This window comes from Methylobacillus sp. MM3 (assembly GCF_001645185.1).
Classification (GTDB): domain Bacteria; phylum Pseudomonadota; class Gammaproteobacteria; order Burkholderiales; family Methylophilaceae; genus MM2.
The window spans coordinates 251,301-269,232 of sequence record NZ_LXTQ01000050.1; the positions used below are offsets into that span (position 1 = coordinate 251,301).

The 17,932-nt window shown below is 57.4% G+C and carries 18 protein-coding genes; 3 read left to right on the plus strand and 15 right to left on the minus strand.

Annotated features, from left to right (window positions below; all coding sequences use genetic code 11):
- Window positions 1-143 precede the first annotated feature (143 nt).
- The 5 genes from A7976_RS13140 to A7976_RS13160 all read right to left on the minus strand — a co-directional run bounded on the left by A7976_RS13140 (window position 144) and on the right by A7976_RS13160 (window position 4,592).
- The gene (locus A7976_RS13140; RefSeq protein ID WP_067112739.1) at window positions 144-1,403 is read right to left on the minus strand and encodes a 6-phosphofructokinase; all 1,260 of its coding nucleotides are present in this window, start codon (window positions 1,401-1,403) and stop codon (window positions 144-146) included.
- A gap of 208 nt (window positions 1,404-1,611) precedes the next feature.
- Window positions 1,612-2,160, minus strand: a complete 549-nt coding sequence (gene ppa / locus A7976_RS13145) for an inorganic diphosphatase (protein ID WP_067112741.1) — start codon at window positions 2,158-2,160, stop codon at window positions 1,612-1,614.
- 44 nt (window positions 2,161-2,204) lie between these two features.
- Window positions 2,205-3,164 carry a TerC family protein gene (locus A7976_RS13150; protein ID WP_067112887.1) on the minus strand — a complete coding sequence of 320 codons (960 nt, stop codon included), beginning with the start codon at window positions 3,162-3,164 and terminating at the stop codon, window positions 2,205-2,207.
- A gap of 7 nt (window positions 3,165-3,171) precedes the next feature.
- A complete protein-coding gene (gene htpX, locus A7976_RS13155) occupies window positions 3,172-4,047 on the minus strand; it encodes a protease HtpX (protein ID WP_067112743.1) in 876 nt (291 codons plus the stop codon).
- Between the two features lie 29 nt (window positions 4,048-4,076).
- On the minus strand, window positions 4,077-4,592 hold the full coding sequence (locus A7976_RS13160; RefSeq protein WP_067112745.1) for a TIGR00645 family protein: 516 nt from the start codon (window positions 4,590-4,592) through the stop codon (window positions 4,077-4,079).
- 138 nt (window positions 4,593-4,730) lie between these two features.
- Here A7976_RS13160 and nhaR point away from each other — a divergent pair, with 138 nt between their 5' ends.
- Entirely contained in the window at window positions 4,731-5,621 is an 891-nt protein-coding gene (nhaR, locus tag A7976_RS13165; RefSeq protein WP_067112747.1) for a transcriptional activator NhaR, read from the plus strand.
- Here nhaR and A7976_RS13170 read toward each other — a convergent pair.
- From A7976_RS13170 to A7976_RS13180, 3 genes are read right to left on the minus strand one after another with little or no spacing between them, the layout of a single operon-like run.
- A complete protein-coding gene (locus A7976_RS13170) occupies window positions 5,618-6,250 on the minus strand; it encodes a carbonic anhydrase (protein WP_067112750.1) in 633 nt (210 codons plus the stop codon). The two genes, nhaR and A7976_RS13170, sit on opposite strands and share 4 nt — an antisense overlap.
- Window positions 6,243-6,524, minus strand: coding sequence for a YkvA family protein (locus tag A7976_RS13175; RefSeq protein WP_067112753.1), 282 nt, complete (start codon window positions 6,522-6,524; stop codon window positions 6,243-6,245). The genes A7976_RS13170 and A7976_RS13175 overlap by 8 nt, the downstream gene beginning before the upstream one ends.
- 2 nt (window positions 6,525-6,526) lie before the next feature.
- On the minus strand, window positions 6,527-7,423 hold the full coding sequence (locus tag A7976_RS13180; RefSeq protein ID WP_067112755.1) for a phosphoribosylaminoimidazolesuccinocarboxamide synthase: 897 nt from the start codon (window positions 7,421-7,423) through the stop codon (window positions 6,527-6,529).
- A 151-nt stretch (window positions 7,424-7,574) separates the two neighbouring features.
- Here A7976_RS13180 and A7976_RS13185 point away from each other — a divergent pair, with 151 nt between their 5' ends.
- Window positions 7,575-7,916, plus strand: a complete 342-nt coding sequence (locus A7976_RS13185; protein ID WP_067112758.1) for a zinc ribbon domain-containing protein YjdM — start codon at window positions 7,575-7,577, stop codon at window positions 7,914-7,916.
- Window positions 7,917-8,076: 160 nt separating this feature from the next.
- Here the strand turns inward: A7976_RS13185 and A7976_RS13190 are convergent, their stop codons facing one another.
- The 5 genes from A7976_RS13190 to A7976_RS13210 form a co-directional block, all read right to left on the minus strand.
- Window positions 8,077-8,871 (minus strand): bifunctional diguanylate cyclase/phosphodiesterase, encoded by a 795-nt coding sequence (locus tag A7976_RS13190; protein WP_067112761.1) that lies wholly within the window; start codon window positions 8,869-8,871, stop codon window positions 8,077-8,079.
- Window positions 8,868-10,673 (minus strand): diguanylate cyclase domain-containing protein, encoded by a 1,806-nt coding sequence (locus A7976_RS13195; RefSeq protein ID WP_067112764.1) that lies wholly within the window; start codon window positions 10,671-10,673, stop codon window positions 8,868-8,870. Before A7976_RS13195 ends, A7976_RS13190 begins: the two co-directional genes overlap by 4 nt.
- Before the next feature lie 296 nt (window positions 10,674-10,969).
- On the minus strand, window positions 10,970-13,237 hold the full coding sequence (locus A7976_RS13200; protein WP_067112768.1) for a nitric oxide reductase activation protein NorD: 2,268 nt from the start codon (window positions 13,235-13,237) through the stop codon (window positions 10,970-10,972).
- A 25-nt stretch (window positions 13,238-13,262) separates the two neighbouring features.
- On the minus strand, window positions 13,263-14,075 hold the full coding sequence (locus A7976_RS13205) for a CbbQ/NirQ/NorQ/GpvN family protein (RefSeq protein WP_067112778.1): 813 nt from the start codon (window positions 14,073-14,075) through the stop codon (window positions 13,263-13,265).
- A gap of 191 nt (window positions 14,076-14,266) precedes the next feature.
- Window positions 14,267-15,646: a ribulose-bisphosphate carboxylase gene (locus A7976_RS13210; protein ID WP_067112890.1), complete on the minus strand. Its 1,380-nt coding sequence runs from the start codon at window positions 15,644-15,646 to the stop codon at window positions 14,267-14,269.
- A gap of 111 nt (window positions 15,647-15,757) precedes the next feature.
- Here A7976_RS13210 and A7976_RS13215 point away from each other — a divergent pair, with 111 nt between their 5' ends.
- Window positions 15,758-16,693, plus strand: a complete 936-nt coding sequence (locus tag A7976_RS13215; RefSeq protein ID WP_205633527.1) for a LysR family transcriptional regulator — start codon at window positions 15,758-15,760, stop codon at window positions 16,691-16,693.
- On the opposite strand, the gene A7976_RS13220 is transcribed toward A7976_RS13215, so the two are convergent.
- Window positions 16,694-17,452 (minus strand): HAD family hydrolase, encoded by a 759-nt coding sequence (locus A7976_RS13220; RefSeq protein WP_067112781.1) that lies wholly within the window; start codon window positions 17,450-17,452, stop codon window positions 16,694-16,696.
- Between the two features lie 127 nt (window positions 17,453-17,579).
- The coding region (locus tag A7976_RS13225; RefSeq protein WP_205633528.1) for a class II fructose-bisphosphate aldolase at window positions 17,580-17,932 on the minus strand (353 nt) is incomplete at its 5' end.

Consider the following 17,932-nt stretch of genomic DNA (forward strand, 5'->3'; position numbering starts at 1 on the left):
ACCCTTCTTCTAGATCACATCCAAACTGCCTTTCTCAAAACACAAAACGTAGTGCAGGCGTCTCGCCTGCGCTAAAAATTGCGACCACGCTTGCTACTCATTGCGCAAGATAAAAAATGCCGTCTGGGTAGACGGCATTGCATTTACAAACTGAACTCCGGCAACCGCCGTTCCACCGGCATGTTTTTCAGCGAAACGTACACAGGCAAACCATCTTCGTATTTCGGATAATCCTCGCCCTGAATCAGGGGACGCAAGTAGCGCTTGCACTTTTCGGTAATGCCGAAACCGTCCTTGCTGATGAAGTCGAGCGGCATGAATTTTTCGACGTTGGCGACATCCTTCAACTCGGCGTGGCCGATCCTGTATTTATAAGGCTCATCCGACACGCGGATAATGGCCGGCATCACCGAGTTCTTGCCCTTCAAGGCCAGATCGACGGCGGCCTTGCCCAGCTCGTAGGCTTGCTTGACGTCGGTTCTCGAGGCGATATGGCGTGCGGCGCGCTGCAGGTAATCTGCCACGGCCCAGTGAAAGCGATGTCCCAGGGCATTCTTGATCATATTGGCGACGATGGGCGCGGCCCCGCCCAGTTGCGCATGGCCAAAGACGTCCTTGATCCCCTGCTCGGCGATGAACTTGCCATCGGGATAATGGCAGCCCTCGGAAACAACCACCGTGCAATGGCCGTGTTTTTTCACCATCTTGTCCACGCGGGCGAGGAATTTCTCCGGGTCGAACTCGATTTCCGGAAAGAGGATCACCACCGGGAAGCCGTAGTCCTCCACCAAACCGCCTGCCGCCGCGATCCAGCCGGCATGGCGACCCATCACTTCAATGACGAATATCTTGGTCGAGGTCTTGCACATCGAGCGCACGTCGAAGCTGGCTTCCAGCGTGGAGATGGCAATGTATTTTGCGACGGAGCCGAAGCCGGGACAGTTGTCCGTGATCGGCAAATCGTTGTCCACGGTCTTGGGCACGTGGATCGCCTGCACCGGATAACCCATGGTCTCGGAAAGCTGGGAAATCTTGTAGCAGGTGTCGGCAGAATCGCCGCCGCCGTTATAAAAGAAATAGCCGATGTCGTGCGCGCGGAAAACTTCGATCAGGCGCTCATATTCGCGACGATTGGTTTCCAGGCTCTTGAGCTTGTAGCGGCAGGAGCCGAAAGCGCCGGAAGGGGTGGAGCGGAGAGCCGCGATGGCCGCGTCGCTTTCCTTGCTGGTATCGATGAGATCTTCGGTCAGCGCGCCGATGATGCCGTTGCGGCCGGCGTATACCTTGCCGATTTTATCGGGATGCTTGCGCGCGGTTTCGATGACGCCGCAGGCCGAAGCGTTGATGACGGCCGTCACACCGCCGGATTGCGCGTAAAACGCATTCTTGATTTTCTTCGACATCTCTAAAGCCCCACTTCTACTCACGCGTTACACAACCCCGCGCGGAATCCAGCAGGGAACGTCAGAAACCGCTTGGGTGTTGCAGGAACATCCCCAATGGGGATGGGCTAGCTTAACGCAAAACAGGGAGAGGCGGAAGCAGAATGGGCAGGCTGAAATACATAGCCCGGCAAAAGCCGGGCTATGTTTATTGATATTGAAGCTGCAATCAGAACGCCGGCTTGTCCTCGGCGCTATTGTAGCGCTCGACGCCGGCCAGAATTTCCTGGCGGGCGGCGTCGATGCCTTCCCAGCCATCGACCTTGACCCACTTGCCCTTGTCCAGATCCTTGTAGTGCTCGAAGAAGTGGCAAATCATCGTCAGACGCCAGGCGGAAACGTCGTTGTAATCCTTGAAGTGGCTGTACAAGCCGCACACCTTGTCTACCGGCACGGCTAGAACCTTGGCGTCGGGGCCGGCTTCATCGGTCATCTTCAGCATGCCGAGCGGACGGCAGCGCACCACGACGCCCGGGATCAGCGGCACCGGCGTAATCACCAGCACATCGACCGGGTCTCCGTCTTCGGAAAGCGTATGCGGAATATAACCGTAATTGCACGGATACTGCATGGAAGTGCCCATGAAACGGTCGACGAAAATCGCGCCGGTTTCCTTGTCCACTTCATACTTGACCGGATCGCCTTGCATCGGGATTTCAATAATTACATTGAAATCGTTGGGTACGTCCTTGCCGGTCGGCACATTGGTGAATGCCATGTCGAGTTCAGCCCTTCAAGAAAAAGTCCGTAATTATAAAGGATTTAGACTTTGACTTCCTTAGTCCGTGTGGCTATCAGGCTGGCAATGACCGACAGCGTCAGAATCAGCGCAACGAAAGCCAGCGACAGCAGTACCGGCACATGATAGAAATCGGCAATCAGCAGCTTGATCCCGACAAACACCAGCACCACCGCGACACCGTATTTCAGCAGATGGAAACGGTCCGCCATGTCGGCCAGCATGAAATACAGCGCGCGCAGGCCGAGAATCGCAAAGATATTGGAAGTGAACACGATGAACGGATCAGTGGTCACCGCGAAAATCGCCGGGATCGAATCCACCGCGAAAATCACGTCGGAAATCTCCACCATCACCAGCACCGCGAACAGCGGCGTAAAGTAACGGAGCCCGTCCTTCACCACCGTGAAATGCTCGCCGCTGTATTCGTTGGTCATGCGCAGGTGCGAACGCATCCATTTCAGCACCGGATTTCTCTCCAGGTCGGGCTTGTGCTCGGCAAACAGCACCATCTTGAGACCGGTGATCACCAGGAATGCGCCGAAGACATAGAGAATCCACGAAAACTGGCTCACCAGCCACACCCCGGCCAGGATCATCACCGCGCGCAGCACGATCGCACCCAGCACGCCATACAGCAGCACGCGTCGCTGGTATTCCGCCGGCACCGCGAAAAAGCCGAACAGCATCAGGAACACGAACAGGTTATCGACCGACAGCGATTTCTCGATCAGATAGCCGGTAAAGAATTCCATCGCCTTGGTATTGGCGATCTCACGCCCGACGCTGCCGTCGAGATACCACCACAGCAGCGCGTTGAACACCATCGCCAGCGTGAACCAGCCCAGCGACCAGGCAGCAGCTTCCTTCACGCTCACCTTGCGCGGCTTGTTGCCGCCCAGGGCGAACATGTCCAGCACCAGCATGGCGATGACGAAGGCGACGAACGCGCCCCACATCCAGCCTTGTGCGACTGTTTCCATCATTCGATCAACCTTCCGCTTTCAGAACCGCGATACGCTCTTCCAGCGGGGGGTGCGTCATGAACAAACGCTTCAGCCCACCGCCGTTATGGCCGCTGATACCGAAAGCCGCCATTTTCTCCGGCAACGGCTCAGGATGCGCCTGCTTCAGACGCTCCAGCGCATTGATCATCTTCTGGCGTCCGGCGAGGCTGGCACCGCCGCGATCGGCGCGGAACTCGCGCTGGCGCGAGAACCACATCACGATGATGGACGCCAGGATGCCCAGCACCATTTCGGCGACGATCATCGTCACGAAAAATGCCGGCCCCTGACCGCGCTCGGTCTTGAACACGATCTTGTCGACCAGGTAGCCGATCACGCGCGACAGGAACATCACGAAGGTATTCACCACGCCCTGGATCAGCGCCAGCGTCACCATATCGCCGTTGGCGACGTGCGAGACCTCGTGCCCCAGCACCGCCTCGGCCTCCTCACGCGTCATCGATTGCAGCAGCCCGGTGGAAACCGCGACCAGCGCGTTGTTCTTGTTCATGCCGGTAGCGAAGGCATTGACCTCCGGCGAGTTGTAAATCGCCACTTCCGGCATGCCGATGCCGGCTTGCTGTGCCTGACGGCGCACGGTTTCCACCAGCCAGCGCTCACCTTCGTTGCGCGGCGTTTCGATCACCTCCGCGCCGACGGAACGCTTGGCCGTCCATTTGGAAATCGCGAGCGAAATGAACGAACCACCCATGCCCATCACCGCGGCAAAGATCAGCAGGGAGCCGAGATTCAGCCCTTGCGCGTTCAGATAAGGCTCAACGCCCAGCAAACGCATCGTGACCGACAGCACCAGCACGATGGCGAAGTTGGTAGCCAAAAACAGGAATACGCGTTTCATGATGAATTTCCTTTCAATAAGATCGCAGATCAGCTGCCTGCGCCATGCTTCTTGTGTTCGCCCAGCTTGTCCATGACGGCGAACATCAACCCGGAGAATACGAAGGTGACGTGTATGCCCACCTTCCAGGCCAGTTGGTGGTCATCGAAGCTGTTGACGTTGACGAAGGCCTTGAGCAATTCGATACCCGAAATCGCAATAATGGAGCCGATCAGTTTCATCTTGAGATCGGCAAAATCCACATGTCCCATCCAGTCCGGCCTGTCCTCGTGATCGCCGGTATGAATCTTGGACACGAAATTTTCGTAACCCGCAAAAATAATGATCATCAGCAGATTGGCGACCAGCACCAAGTCGACCAGCGACAGCACGCCGACGACGATGCTGCCCTCACCGTGCAACAACATGTGTATCAGATGCACGAACTCCACGCCGAAATACCACAGCAGCACGCCGACCGCACCCACCAGCCCGAGATAGAAAGGTGCAAGCAGCCAGCGACTGCCGAACAGCAGGCTTTCCAGCCAGCCTTCGATTTTTTCCATAGCAGACACTCCTCGATGACGGGATGCGACGCACACGAGCCGCATCTTTTTAAGATACCGGCAATTCTATTCCTAAGTTCTAATCATAAAAATTCGAATATACTTTAATCAAACATCGAAAAAGCCGATCAAACACGCATGAACTACAAACACCTTTATTACTTCTGGACTGTGGCCAAAGCAGGGAGCATCGCCCGCGCGAGCGAACAGTTGCATATCACGCCGCAAACCATCAGCGGTCAATTGAGCCTGTTCGAAAACGTCCTCGGCGAAACCCTGTTCGACCGCTCCCGTCGCCGGTTTGCGCTAACGGATGCCGGGCGCACGGTGCTGGGCTATGCCGAGGAGATTTTTTCCTTGGGTAAGGAGTTGGAAGATGTACTGCGCCACAGCCCGGGCGGACGACCACTGCAATTTCGCGTGGGCGTTTCGGATGCCGTGCCTAAGGCATTGGCCTACAAGCTGATTGAACCCGCACTGCGCGCTACGGAGAATTCTCGCATCGTATGCCGCGAAGGCAAGGTAGCCGGCCTGATGGGGGAACTGGCAATCCACCAGCTGGATATTGTGATCGCGGACAGCCCGATGCCGCCGCGCATCGATGTGAAGGCATTCAATCACTTACTGGGTGAGTGTGGGCTTACTTTCTTTGCAACTTCCCGACTGGCAAAAGAGTTTCCGGGGGACTTCCCGCAGCGTTTGAATGGTGCGCCCTTGTTGTTGCCGGGCGACGATGTCGCAGTGCGCCCCAAGTTGATCCGCTGGTTCGACCAGAACCGCATCCGTCCGCGCATTACCGGCGAGTTCGACGACGGTGCGTTGATGGCCGCGTTCGGTCAGGCCGGCGCAGGGATTTTCTCGGCACCCAGTGCGATTGCGGACCGAATCAGTGATCAGTACGGAGTGGAGGTAATAGGCGCCACGGAGGAAATTACCGAGAGTTTTTATGCGATCTCGGTGGAGCGCCGCTTGTCACATCCTGCCGTCGTCGCCATCAGCGAAGCGGCGCGGCAGGAGCTGTTTCTTTAAGTCAAGGATTCGAACTTGCCGGTGGAGGCATCGTAGGCCACCAGCTTTCCGTGTTCCAGGTCGAACAGCCAGCCGTGCAGATTCAATTTGCCCTGATCGACGCGCTCCTTCAGCCACGGGAAGGTCAGCAGGTTTTCCAGCGACACCAGAATGGATTGCTCCTCGCAGGCACAGACCCGCTCTTCCGCCGAGGCGTCAGGCAGGTCGGCAAGCACGCGTTCCTTGGCACGCCTGGCGATATTGACCCAGTTGCCGATAAATTCTCCCTTGGACTCCGGGGTGCCGTCCTGCATCAACGCACCGATACCGCCGCACTGGCGATGGCCGAGCACGATGATGTGCTCCACTTCGAGCGAGCGCACGCCAAACTCCAGCGCGGTACTGACGCCATGCAGGCCGGCGCCTTTTTCATAGGGCGGTACCAGGTTGGCTACATTGCGGACGACGAACAGGTCGCCCGGTTCGCAATTGGTGAGAATGGCAGGGTCGACGCGCGAGTCGGAACAGGCGATAACCAGAGTACTCGGGCGCTGGCCTTGTTTCAGTTCTTTGAATAGCGCCTTGTTATCGCCGAAGTAGTTCTGCTGGAAACGTCTGAATCCTTCAATGAATTTCGCGATGTCATTCATGCTTGCTCTCCAATTCTTGTCTGCAAGACTCGACGATACCTGCCGGGATCAGCTTGAGCGCGGCATACACCAGCGCCGGCACGATCACCAGATCATCGAGGTGCCCGATCACCGGGATAAAATCCGGGATCAGGTCGAACGGCAGCAGGATGTAACCCACAGCCAGCCCGAGCAGTATTTTTGCCAGTAGCGGCGTTTCAGGATGTTTAAGTACGAGCCGATAGACGGCGAATTCTTTCTTGAGTCTCGCCGCCGTGTCGCGCAACACGCCCATGGTCAGCTGGCCAGGTCGCGGCCTGTCAGCTGCTTCAGTGCCTCGCGATATTTCTCGCCGGTTCCGGCAGCCACGTCTGCTGGCAACTCAGGCCCCGGTGGCTGCTTGTTCCAGCCGGAAGCTTCCAGCCAGTCACGTACGAACTGCTTGTCGTAGCTGGGCGGATTGCTGCCGACCTTGTACTGGTCAGCCGGCCAGAAGCGGGAAGAGTCCGGCGTCAATGCTTCGTCGATCAGATACAGCTTGCCGTCCGCATCCAGACCGAATTCAAACTTGGTATCGGCGATGATGATGCCCTTGGTGAGCGCAAACTCCGCAGCAGCCTTGTACAACCGAATCGCAACATCGCGCACTTTGGCAGCCAGCTCGGCACCCATCAACTCGCAGGCCTTCTCGAAAGTGATGTTCTCGTCGTGCGCGCCGACTTCGGCCTTGGTCGAGGGCGTAAAAATCGGCTCAGGCAACCTGGAGGCCTCTTGCATACCCGTGGGCAATGGAATACCGCAGACCGATCCAGTCTTCTGATACTCCTTCCAACCGCCGCCCACGATGTACCCGCGCACCACTGCCTCGATCGGCAACGGCTTCAGTTTGCGCACAACGATGGCGCGACCAGCTACTTGCGCCTTCTCGTCCTCGCTCACTACAGTGGCCGGATCGATGCCGGTGAGATGATTCGGAATGATGTCCTTGAGGCGGTCGAACCAGAAATTCGCCACCTGGGTCAGTACCGCGCCCTTGCCTGGAATCGCGGTCGGCAGCACCACGTCGAAAGCAGAAAGGCGGTCGGTCGTCACGATCAGCATCTTGTCGGCGTCGATGTCATAGATGTCACGCACCTTGCCCTGATTAATCAGCGGCAGGCTCTTGATGCTGGATTGCAGTAAGGGTTGTGTCATCGCATTCCCGAAGCAAAAACTTTGAAAAGACTCGAATTATCGCCTTTCAGGCGACGCATGAAAAGCTGAGTTTCATTCGCAATACGAATTTCACGCATAGCGATGGGCTATAATTCGGGCTTCGCAATACCCCTACTTCATAAGAGGAACCATGTCCGCGACTCCCGCCTGCCCGCAATGCACGCTCGAAAACACTTACCCTGACGGCATCAACTATGTCTGCGCCGACTGCGGCTACGAATGGCCGATGAACGAAACCGCCGCCACGGAAGAAGAGGATGGCCTGGTCATCAAGGATGCCAATGGCAACGTGCTGAAGGATGGCGACTCGGTCGTGCTGATAAAGGATCTCAAGGTAAAGGGCTCTTCGACCACTTTGAAGCAAGGCACCAAGGTCAAGAGCATTCGTCTGGTCGGCGGAGACCACGGCGTGGATTGCAAGATGGACGCAGGCAACTTCATGCTGAAGGCGGAGTTTCTGAGGAAGGTGTGATTTACTCGCACGAGCCCATTGAGCAAAGAAAGAATCCCACAGGATAGACCATGCGCCGAACGGAATATTTTCGAATAGTGCGGGGGCTATCGGATGAACGTCTCTTCCAATATGCGGACGTCTTGAGTCTACCGCACGCAATGGTCTTAGAAGTTCAAGGCTACCTGTCCATGTTGTTGCAGCAAAAAACGCTAAATTCGTCCGCAGCAAGTGGCTTACTAAAATAATAGCCTTGTATGTGGTCGCACCCTTCCGTTTCCAGAAATACCAATTGCTCCGCCGTTTCCACGCCTTCCGCAATGACTTCCAATCGCAAGCTATGCCCCATGTTGATGATGGTGCGGGCAATCGCGGCATCGTCCGGGTCGGAAGCGAGGTGGCGTACGAACGACTGGTCTATTTTTAGCTTATCGATCGGGAAGCGTTTGAGGTAACTCAGACTGGAGTAGCCAGTGCCAAAATCGTCAATGGCGAGTTGCAAACCCATCGCCTTCAATGTTTGCAACATGGTAATGGTCTGCTCGGCATCTTGCATGAAGGTGCTTTCGGTCAACTCCAGTTCCAGATAGCGGGGCTCAAGGCCGGTCTCTTCGAGAATCGCATGGATTTTATCGGGCAAGTTCTGTTGCAGAAATTGCAAAGCCGAAAGATTGACGGCTATCGGCACCGGCGGGAGTCCCTGCACCTGCCAAGCGCGGTTTTGGCGGCAAGCCTCGCGCAGCACCCAATCGCCAATGGAGACAATCAGCCCAAGTTCTTCGGCGAGTGGAATGAAACTGGCAGGGGACACCATGCCCCGGACAGGGTGCTGCCACCGGATGAGCGCTTCCATGCCGATAACTTTTCCGGTTTCGGAGGAAATCTGTGGTTGATAATGCAAACGAAATTCGCCAAGCGCCAACGCCTGGCGTAGATCGATTTCCAGCGCCAAGCGGGCAAGCGCTTGCTCATTCATGTCCTGCGTGAAGAACCGGTAATCGTTCGGCCCCCGGTTTTGGCCGAATACATGGCGCTATCCGCATTCCTGATGAGTATGTCGCTATTGCGTCCGTCTTCAGGGAAGAGACTGATACCGATGCTTGAGGTCACATATAAAACGTGCTCGCCGAGACTGAATGGGACAGCAAGCTCGTCGACAATTTTCTGTGCGACATATGCGGCATTGTCTGATTTTTGAATGTCCAGCAGGACAACAACGAACTCATCGCCGCCCAGGCGCGAGACCGTATCTCCTTCACGAACACACCCTTGCAGCCGCTCCGCCACTGCTTGCAGCAACAGGTCGCCGACATCATGGCCGAGCGAATCGTTAATATTCTTGAAATGGTCGAGATCGAGGAATAACAACGACAGCTGCTTCTTGTGGCGACTGGCAGCCGCAAGCGCCTGCTTGAGGCGGTCTTGCAGCAGCGCCCGATTTGGCAAGCCGGTCAGTGAATCGAAATGCGCCAGATACTGGATTTTGCCTTCTGCTTCCTTGCGCTCGGTGATATCCGCGAAGATCGCGATATAGTTGGCAACGATATCGCGTTCACCCAAAACCACTGTGATCGCCAGCCATTTTGGATACTCTTCGCCGTTTTTACGCTTGTCCCAGATTTCACCTTGCCAGTGACCAGTGGTATTGAGGGTATCCCATAGTTCCTGATAGAACGCTGCGTCATGCCGTTCGGAACGCAACAGTCGCGGATTCTTACCAATCACTTCACCGGCCTCATAACCGGTAATGCGTGTGAACGCTGCATTAACGGAAACGATATTGTTATCACCGTCGGTGATCATGATCGCCTCGGCCGCGTTTTCGAACACCTGGGCGGCCAAACGCTGTTGTTTATCGGCATGCACGCGCTCGGTGATGTCAGTGGCAATGCCATCCAGGCGCACAGGTACACCCTCGCCGTTATGCACGGCGTATCCACGGTCATGCAACCAGCGTACCTCGCCGTTCGGGCGCAAAATACGGTATTCGAGATCGAGCTTGCCGGTTTCGAGCATCGCTTCGTAAGCCGCCAGTGCGCGCTGCTTGTCATCCGGGTGCAGCGATTCCAGCCACAGATTGGTATTGCGGAAGAAATCGCCTACCGGGCGCTGGTATATTTTTTCGGATCCGGGGTTAAGGTAAAGGAGCTGCGTGCCATCCGGCGTGATGGACCATACCCCATCGTCCAGCGAGGCAAGAATGCCCTGTAGCCGCTGTTCCGTATCGCGCAATGTACCCTCGGCTGCTGCTCGCCGGGCATTCATGACGTAACTGTCCATGGCGAACGAAATGTCGATAGCGATCTGGTTCAGCAGCCCGATCCAGCCCTGCGTAAAAAACCGGGGCTCCACGGCATGCAGGTTGAGTGCGCCCACGGTTGCCCCATCCATTTGCAGAGGAAAGGCCGCCCAAGCCAACAGGCCGCGTTGCGCCATTTCATCGCGCCAAGGCAAGAGAGATGGGTCATTGCTGCAGTCGTTGCAGATAGAAGGGCTGTTCGTGCGAATCGCGGCACCGGTTGGGCCTTGGCCTTCCGGCAGCGCCGCGTCGGTCGAAATGTGGATATGATCGAGAAAATCTGTGCCGATACCGTAACTGGCGGCAGGATATACCTTGTTGTCACCTTCTTGGATAAAGCCAATCCATGCCATTTTGAAGCCACCATGCTCGACCCCGATGCGACAGATTTCGGCAATCAGGAAGTCTTGGCCGCTGCTGCGCACGATGGCCTGATTGGCATGGCTTAACATGGTATACAACCGGTTAATGTTTTCCATGCGGCAACCCCCTCAGTCAGGCGTTTTTATGCGGAATGGGTGCAAAATACTGAAAAACCTGTCAACCGCACCATGGCAATGGTTCTTTACTTTTAAGTCATTAAAAATACGCTACATTTTCTTGTTCAGCAAGTAAGTTACCCTCCTCATCCGCATGGATGATTTGAGATGAGCAGAGTCTTCAGGCAATCTACCGCAAGCTTTCACCCGCACGGCGAGGGGCGCTACTGGAATTTCTCAAACGGTGGGGATGAATAGCGTTGCAACGAATGGCGCCCTTTTAGCCACCTGCCGCATTATTTGGTCAGTGCCAAAAACACCTGCGGCAGCTTTTCCGGCAAACGCTCCACCTGGTCGACCACCGTGTAGGCATTCCCGAAAATATCGGTGACATACTCGTCGGCCTTGGGGTCGAGGTTAATGCAATACGTATAAATCCCCTGCTCGTCGAGCTCCTGCACCGCCTTGCGAGCATCTTCGATCAACAGTCGGCTGTCGGCGATGTCCACGTCGGACGGTTCGCCGTCAGTGAGGATCAACATCAATTTCTTGTCAGCCTTGCGATGCTCCAGCGTATGCGCGGCATGGCGCATCGCAGCGCCCATGCGGGTCGAATAGCCCGCCTGCATCGCGGCAAGGCGTTCCTTGACCGCATCGTCCCACACTTCTCCATACCCCTTGATATGCAGATAGCGCACCTCGTGGCGGGTATTGGAATGAAAGCCGGCAATCGCGAACTTGTCGCCCAGCTGCTCGATTGCCCAGCCTAGCAGCGTGACGGCCTCGCGGCTAAGTTCCAGCAACGTCTGGCCGGTGCCACTGACGGTTTCGTTGAGCGACGCGGATAAATCCAGCAGCAGCATGACGGCAATATCGCGGCCATCGTTGCGGTGGCTCATGTTGATGCGCTGATCGGGCGCGGCGCCGCTCTTGTAGTCGATCAGGGAGCGCACCGCCACGTCCAGGTCGAGCTCGCTCCCCTCCTCCTGATAGCGAATGCGCACCTTGTTCTGCGGCTTGAGCATGTCGAGGATGCGCTGCAGGCGTTTGGCAAGTGCTGCGTGTTTTTCCAGCAGGCGGTCGATGTCCGATGCGTTGCCTGCCGGGTGCAAGGCTTCGTAAACGCTAACCCAGTCCGGACGGTAGCTCTGGCTTTGATAGTCCCATTCGTCGTAATGACGCGGCGGCAGGCCGCTGGCCGTATCTTCAGCGACCGTCTGGCGCTGCTGTTCGAACTGCTCTTCGTCGTCGCTATCCTCGTGGTAGCGCCACAGGTGGCGGTTATCGTCGCGATAACCCACCTCGGTATTGTCGAAAAACACGTTGGGCAACTGATCGCTCTGGCGGCGCGTGCGGGCGCCGAATGCAATAGCCAGATCGGCGATGGCCTGCGTGCCGGGATCACCTTCAACCATCATGGCGTGAAAACGCGCGGCAAACTCGGTCACGTCCGGGTTGCGATAGCCATGCCCATCATCAAGAATGGCGCGCGACAGCATCGCCAGCCGATGGCGCACCGCCGATACGCGCTCCGGGTCGCATGCATCTTCGTCCGGCGCGGGATGCAGCGCCAGGAAGATGCGGCGCAGGCCTAGATATTCGCGCATGGCCAGATATTCCACGCGGCTATCCTCCAGGCATTCGATGGCCATGCGCTGGAATGGGCTGTAGTTGTCGGCGAAGATCGGCGTCGTCCAGCGGCGATGGGCCGCCATATGCGCCAGTGCCGCGCGGTAACGGTCCAGCCCGCTCACGCCACGGTCGTCGTCGTAGACGTCCGGCAGGCGGATACCGAGCGCGTCGTAATATGGCATCGGCTTGCGCAACTCATCGAAAGCAGTGGAATACGGCACGAAATGATCGCTGTCGCGCCACAAGCTGCGGAGATACAGATCGAGTTGCCGCTCGTGGTCGGCCAGCAAGGTGCCATGACGCTCCCGCTGCAGCATCGCCCGGCTGTCCGCCGATTGCAGGCTGAAGTAATCCCGCTGGCGTTCGGGATGCGTGCGGTAATTGCGTATGCCATATTCCACCCAGTTTTTCAGGCCCCCGAACGACAGCTGGCTGGCAAGAAACGGTGTCTTGGCGAAAAAATCCGGCAAGCCCGGGCTGGGGATGGTGGCCTGCTTGCCGTGAATTGAGCTGGACGTGCGCTGCATGAAATCGATCACCAGCGCCAGATAATCCTCGATTTCGGGCTGCGAATGCAGACGGCGCGCGACAGCCGGCAGGGACTGCAGGAAAGGCGCAATCGCGTTGCCGTTGGGCGATTTGAACATCGCACGGATGGCGCCCGAAATCGCCGGCAAAGCCGATTCGCCGAGCACGACGGCGACCGATGGCCACTCTTCGAGAAAAATCAGGATGGGCTCGGCGCCGCGCCCCATGCGCCCGAGAAAATGTGCTTCGTCCAGATACGCCTGCAGGCCCTCCGGCGTCAGCAGCTTGAGCGCATCCTCCATGCAGGCGGCGAATACCTCGCGCACTTGCGGGAAGCCGTTGTTGAGCTTCGTCCAGTAGGTTTGCAGTTCGCTCTCGAATACAGGCGGGGCTTGGGTTGCCATGCGTCAGAGGCCCTAAAGTGAGCGCTTACGCGAACACGGCATCGATGGCGTGATCCAGCGTGACGCGAATGTCCGCGTCATCCGTGATCGGCCGCGCCAACGCCATGCGACAGGCGTCCAGCGGCGCGACGCCATCGTTGATCAGCGTGGCGGCGTACACCAGCAGCCGGGTGGAAATGCCTTCCACCAGGCCGTGGCCCTTGAGATTGCGCGCAGCGATGCCGATCCGGACCAGCTTGCCGGCAGTCTCCGCATCCAGGCCGGTTTCCTTCGCCAGAATGGCCGTTTCCAGTTCCGCCGATGGGTACTCGAAATCGAAGGCAGTGAAACGCTGCCGAGTCGATTGCTTGAGATCCTTCATCAGGCTCTGGTAGCCGGGATTGTAGGAAATCACCAATTGGAAATCCGGATGCGCCGCGATCAGCTCGCCCTTCTTGTCGAGCGGCAGCGTGCGGCGATGATCGGTCAATGGGTGGATCACCACGGTGGTGTCCTGCCGTGCCTCGACCACCTCATCCAGATAGCAGATCGCGCCGTAACGCGCTGCCAGCGTCAGCGGCCCATCCAGCCAGCGCGTACCGCCGGCATCCAGTAAGTAACGCCCGACAAGATCGGAAGCGGTCATGTCCTCGTTGCAGGCCACGGTAATCAGCGGCTTGCCCAGCTTCCATGCCATATGCTCGACGAAACGCGATTTGCCGCAACCGGTGGGGCCTTTCAGCATCACCGGCAGACGCGACCTGTAAGCGGCCTGGTACAACTCTACCTCGTTGGCCTGCGGCTGGTAGTAGGGCTCGTCTTTGATGCGGTATTGATCGATGTCAAAGGTCTGGCTCATGGTGTGTGCTCAGTGATTATCTGGAATTGGAAAAAAGCCCCTATCGACGAAGTCGCAGGGGCTTGAAATCTACTTCACCGGAATCGCAATTTCGGGATGATTTCAATTCAAGACAAGGCGCAGGGGCGCGGACAGTACGCTTAGTACGGCAAGCCCCTTGCAACGCAGTATTGGATTGAAAGCGCCTGAAATTACTTGTGGACGCCGAGCTTTTCGCGCCACCCCGGGAACAGTTTGTCCGCATCCTTCGGGAAAGACTCGAATGCACGGGCGAATTCGCGGTGCTCCTTGGCGAACTCGATCGGGTCGGCACCGGCCTTCCAGCACTCATAGGACTGGCGCAGCGAAACCGCGCCGGCTGCCGGGCTGTCAATGTGACCGTAGGAGCCGCCGCCAGCAGTGTTGATCACGTTGCCGTGGCCCAGGTTTTCGAAGAAACCGGGCAGGCGCAGCGCGTTCATGCCGCCGGAAATAATCGGCGTAGTGGGCTTCATGCCGTACCACTTCTGGAAATAAACCGGGCCTTGGCACTCGTCGCGCTCGATCATGTAGGCGATGTTTCTGTCGTCGCCCTCGCCTTCCATCTTGCCGTAGCCCATGGTGCCGACGTGAATGCCGGAAGCGCCTTGCAGACGCGACATTTTCGCCAGCACGAACGCGGTATAGCCGCGCTTGGCGGAGGGACTGGTCACGGCGCCATGACCGGCACGGTGGTAGTGCAGGTACTGATTCGGGTACTGGCGCCGCGCGGTGGTAATCATGCCGGGGCCGCCGACATAGCCATCCACGAGGAATGCAACCTTGTCCGCATCCGGGCCGAACTGCTCGAGAATATAGTCGGCACGGGCACACATTTCATAATGATCGTCGGCCGTGATGTTGGCGGAGAACAGCTTGGCCTGGCCGGTTTCGTCCTGCGCGCGCTTCATCGCATCGACCACCAGCGGAATGACCTTCTTCATCGGGCAGAAGGTCTGATTGCCTTGCGGTTCGTCGTTCTTGATGAAATCGCCGCCCAGCCAGAATTGATATGCGGCGTGAGCAAACGGCTCGGGGCGCAAACCCAGCTTGGGCTTGATAATGGTGCCAGCGATGTAGCCGCCGTCCTTGACCGGACGGCCGAGGATGCGCCACATGTCGCTGATGTCCTTGGACGGGCCGTCGAACAGCTGAATTGCACGCTCCGGCACATAGAAGTCGATAATCTTGGCATGCTCGATATCGCCCATGCCCTGATTGTTGCCGATCGCCAGCGTCAGGAAGGAAACGATCATCATGCGGCCGTCGGTGATGTTGCGGTCGAACAGTTCCAAGGGATAAGCGATCCGCATGTCTTCCGTGGCTTCGTCAATGTAATACACCAGCGCGTCGACGCCCTTGGTGAAATCATCGGTCGTGGAGACTTCCACGTTGGTGCCGGTAGAGGATTCGGCGGCAAAGTGCGCGGCAGCTTCGAGATAGCCGTGGCCGGACTTGGGCTTCATCTTGTACGCGACCAAAATGTGCTTACCGCCCTTGATAAGCTCTTCTTCCTTGAGACTGAGATCCGAATAACGCGCCGACTGATCCATCATTTACCCCCTAATCGTAGAACCGTGCATTGAAAGTGGATTGACTATAATCGACACAAAACATAATTAAAAATTAATAGTTATTATGATTAGTATAAAATTATCTTATACATGCTGCGCCTGACACTACGCCAACTGGAAGTCTTCGAAGCGGTGGCCCACCACCTCAGCTATTCGCGCGCCTCGGAGACGCTCCACCTGACTCAGCCGGCTGTTTCCATCCAGATCAAGCAACTGGAAGAAGCGATCGGCATACCGCTGTTCGAACAATTGGGTAAAAAGATTTACCTGACCGAAGCCGGGCAGGAACTGCGCCGTTACAGCCGCAATATCGTGCAGCAACTGGAAGAAGCGGAATCGGTATTCGAAGAAATGAAAGGCATGCGGCGCGGCAAGCTGGCAATTTCAGTCGCAAGCACAGCCGGCTACTTCATGCCGTTTCTGCTGGCGCAGTTCAGCAAGCGCTTCCCTGAGGTGGCGATCACCCTCAACGTCAGCAACCGGGAAGTGCTGTTGCAGGAGCTGGCGCAGAACTCCATGGATTTCGCCATCATGGGGCGTCCGCCCGACGGGCTTGGGTTGGATTTCACGTCATTTCTGGAGAACCCGCTGGTTGTCATCGCCCCGCCCGACCACTCGCTGGTCACCGAACACGGCATTCCTCTGACGCGGATTCAGCAGGAAACTTTTATCGCGCGCGAGTTGGGCTCTGGCACGCGCAGCGCGACGGAACGATTTTTTGCGGAAAAAGGCATCAAGCTCACCACCGGCACGGAAATGAGCAAAAACGAATCGATCAAGCAGGCGGTACAAGCCGGGATGGGGGTCAGCGTCCTGTCGCTCAATACGGTGATGCTGGAACTGGAAGCCAAACGCCTGGCAGTACTGGATGTGGAATCCTTCCCCATCCAGCGTCACTGGTATCTGGTGCATCGCAGCAAAAAACGCCTGCCCGGCGTGGCGCTCGCATTCAAGGAATTCATCCTGAACGAAGCCGCAGCCCTGCTCGAATCGGAAGCCGGCTATGTGCAGCCGGCCAGGCCCTGATTATTCGTTAAACCAGCGGCGCAACAGCGCCAGATCCACGTAAGCCTTCCCTGCCGCATTGCCCTGGAGCACCTCGAACGGCGCATCCGGTTCGCCCAGATCGCTGAGCACGGCCAGTGCATCCTCAAATTGTTCGTGGGCAGTGTAACCGTTAACGGTGACCACGGTTTTCACACCGGCGCCGCGACTCGCGCGCAGGCCGTTATGCGAATCCTCAAACGCCAGACATTGCTCCGGAGACAGCCGCATCTCGTCCATGGCCCAATGGTAAATGTCGGCAGCCGGCTTTTTGGCCGGGACGATATCGCCCGCCGCGATCACTTCGAACCAGGATTCGGCATCTTCGGCCAGACTGTGCTTCAAGAGCTCCGTCACATTCTGCGGCGTCGTGGTTGTCACTACCGCCAGGCGCATCCCGGCCGCGCGCGCTTCGTCCAGCAGGCGACGAACGCCGGGCCGCACGGGAATCGCCCCGCCGGCGAGCATAGTGGTGTAATGCTTTGTTTTCGCCTGATGCAGTTGGGTTACCAGCGCATCGAAATCGTCGGGTTTGACGTAATCCGGCAGGAAATGATCGACGTAATAACGGATGCGCTCCTTGCCGCCAGTCACGGCAAGCAACTTGCCATACAACTCGGCATCCCAATGCCAATCCAGCCCGAACTCTTCAAACGCCCGGTTGAACGCCGGCCGATGGCCGTCGCGCTCGGTATCCGCCAAGGTGCCATCCACGTCGAACAATAATGCTTCCAATGCCATAAGTACTTACTCAGTAAAAAACAAATGTGTGCAGGGCATACCTTGAAGGCTTCCCCACAAAAGGCGCCTGCAGCCCCGTTCAAACAAAAGGCGGCCGGAGCCGCCTTTCAAGCCGCCATCAATAAAGTTACTTGATGATCGCCGCCAACTCACCCTTCTTGTAGCGTTCCGCCATCTTGTCGCAGGCGAGCGCCTTGATCCGGCTGGCCTGGCCGGCGGAGCCGAAGGCTTCGAAGCGCGCCTGGCAGATCTCCGCCATCGCCTTGGTCGAGGCGAGCAGGAACTTGCGCGGGTCGAATTCCTTGGTGTTGGCCGGATCATTGAGGTAGCGGCGGATCGCGCCGGTGGAGGCGAGGCGCAGGTCGGTGTCGATGTTGACCTTGCGCACGCCGTGCTTGATGCCTTCGACGATCTCTTCCACCGGTACGCCGTAGGTCTCGGGGATTTGCCCGCCGTTGGCGTTGATGATCTTGAGCCATT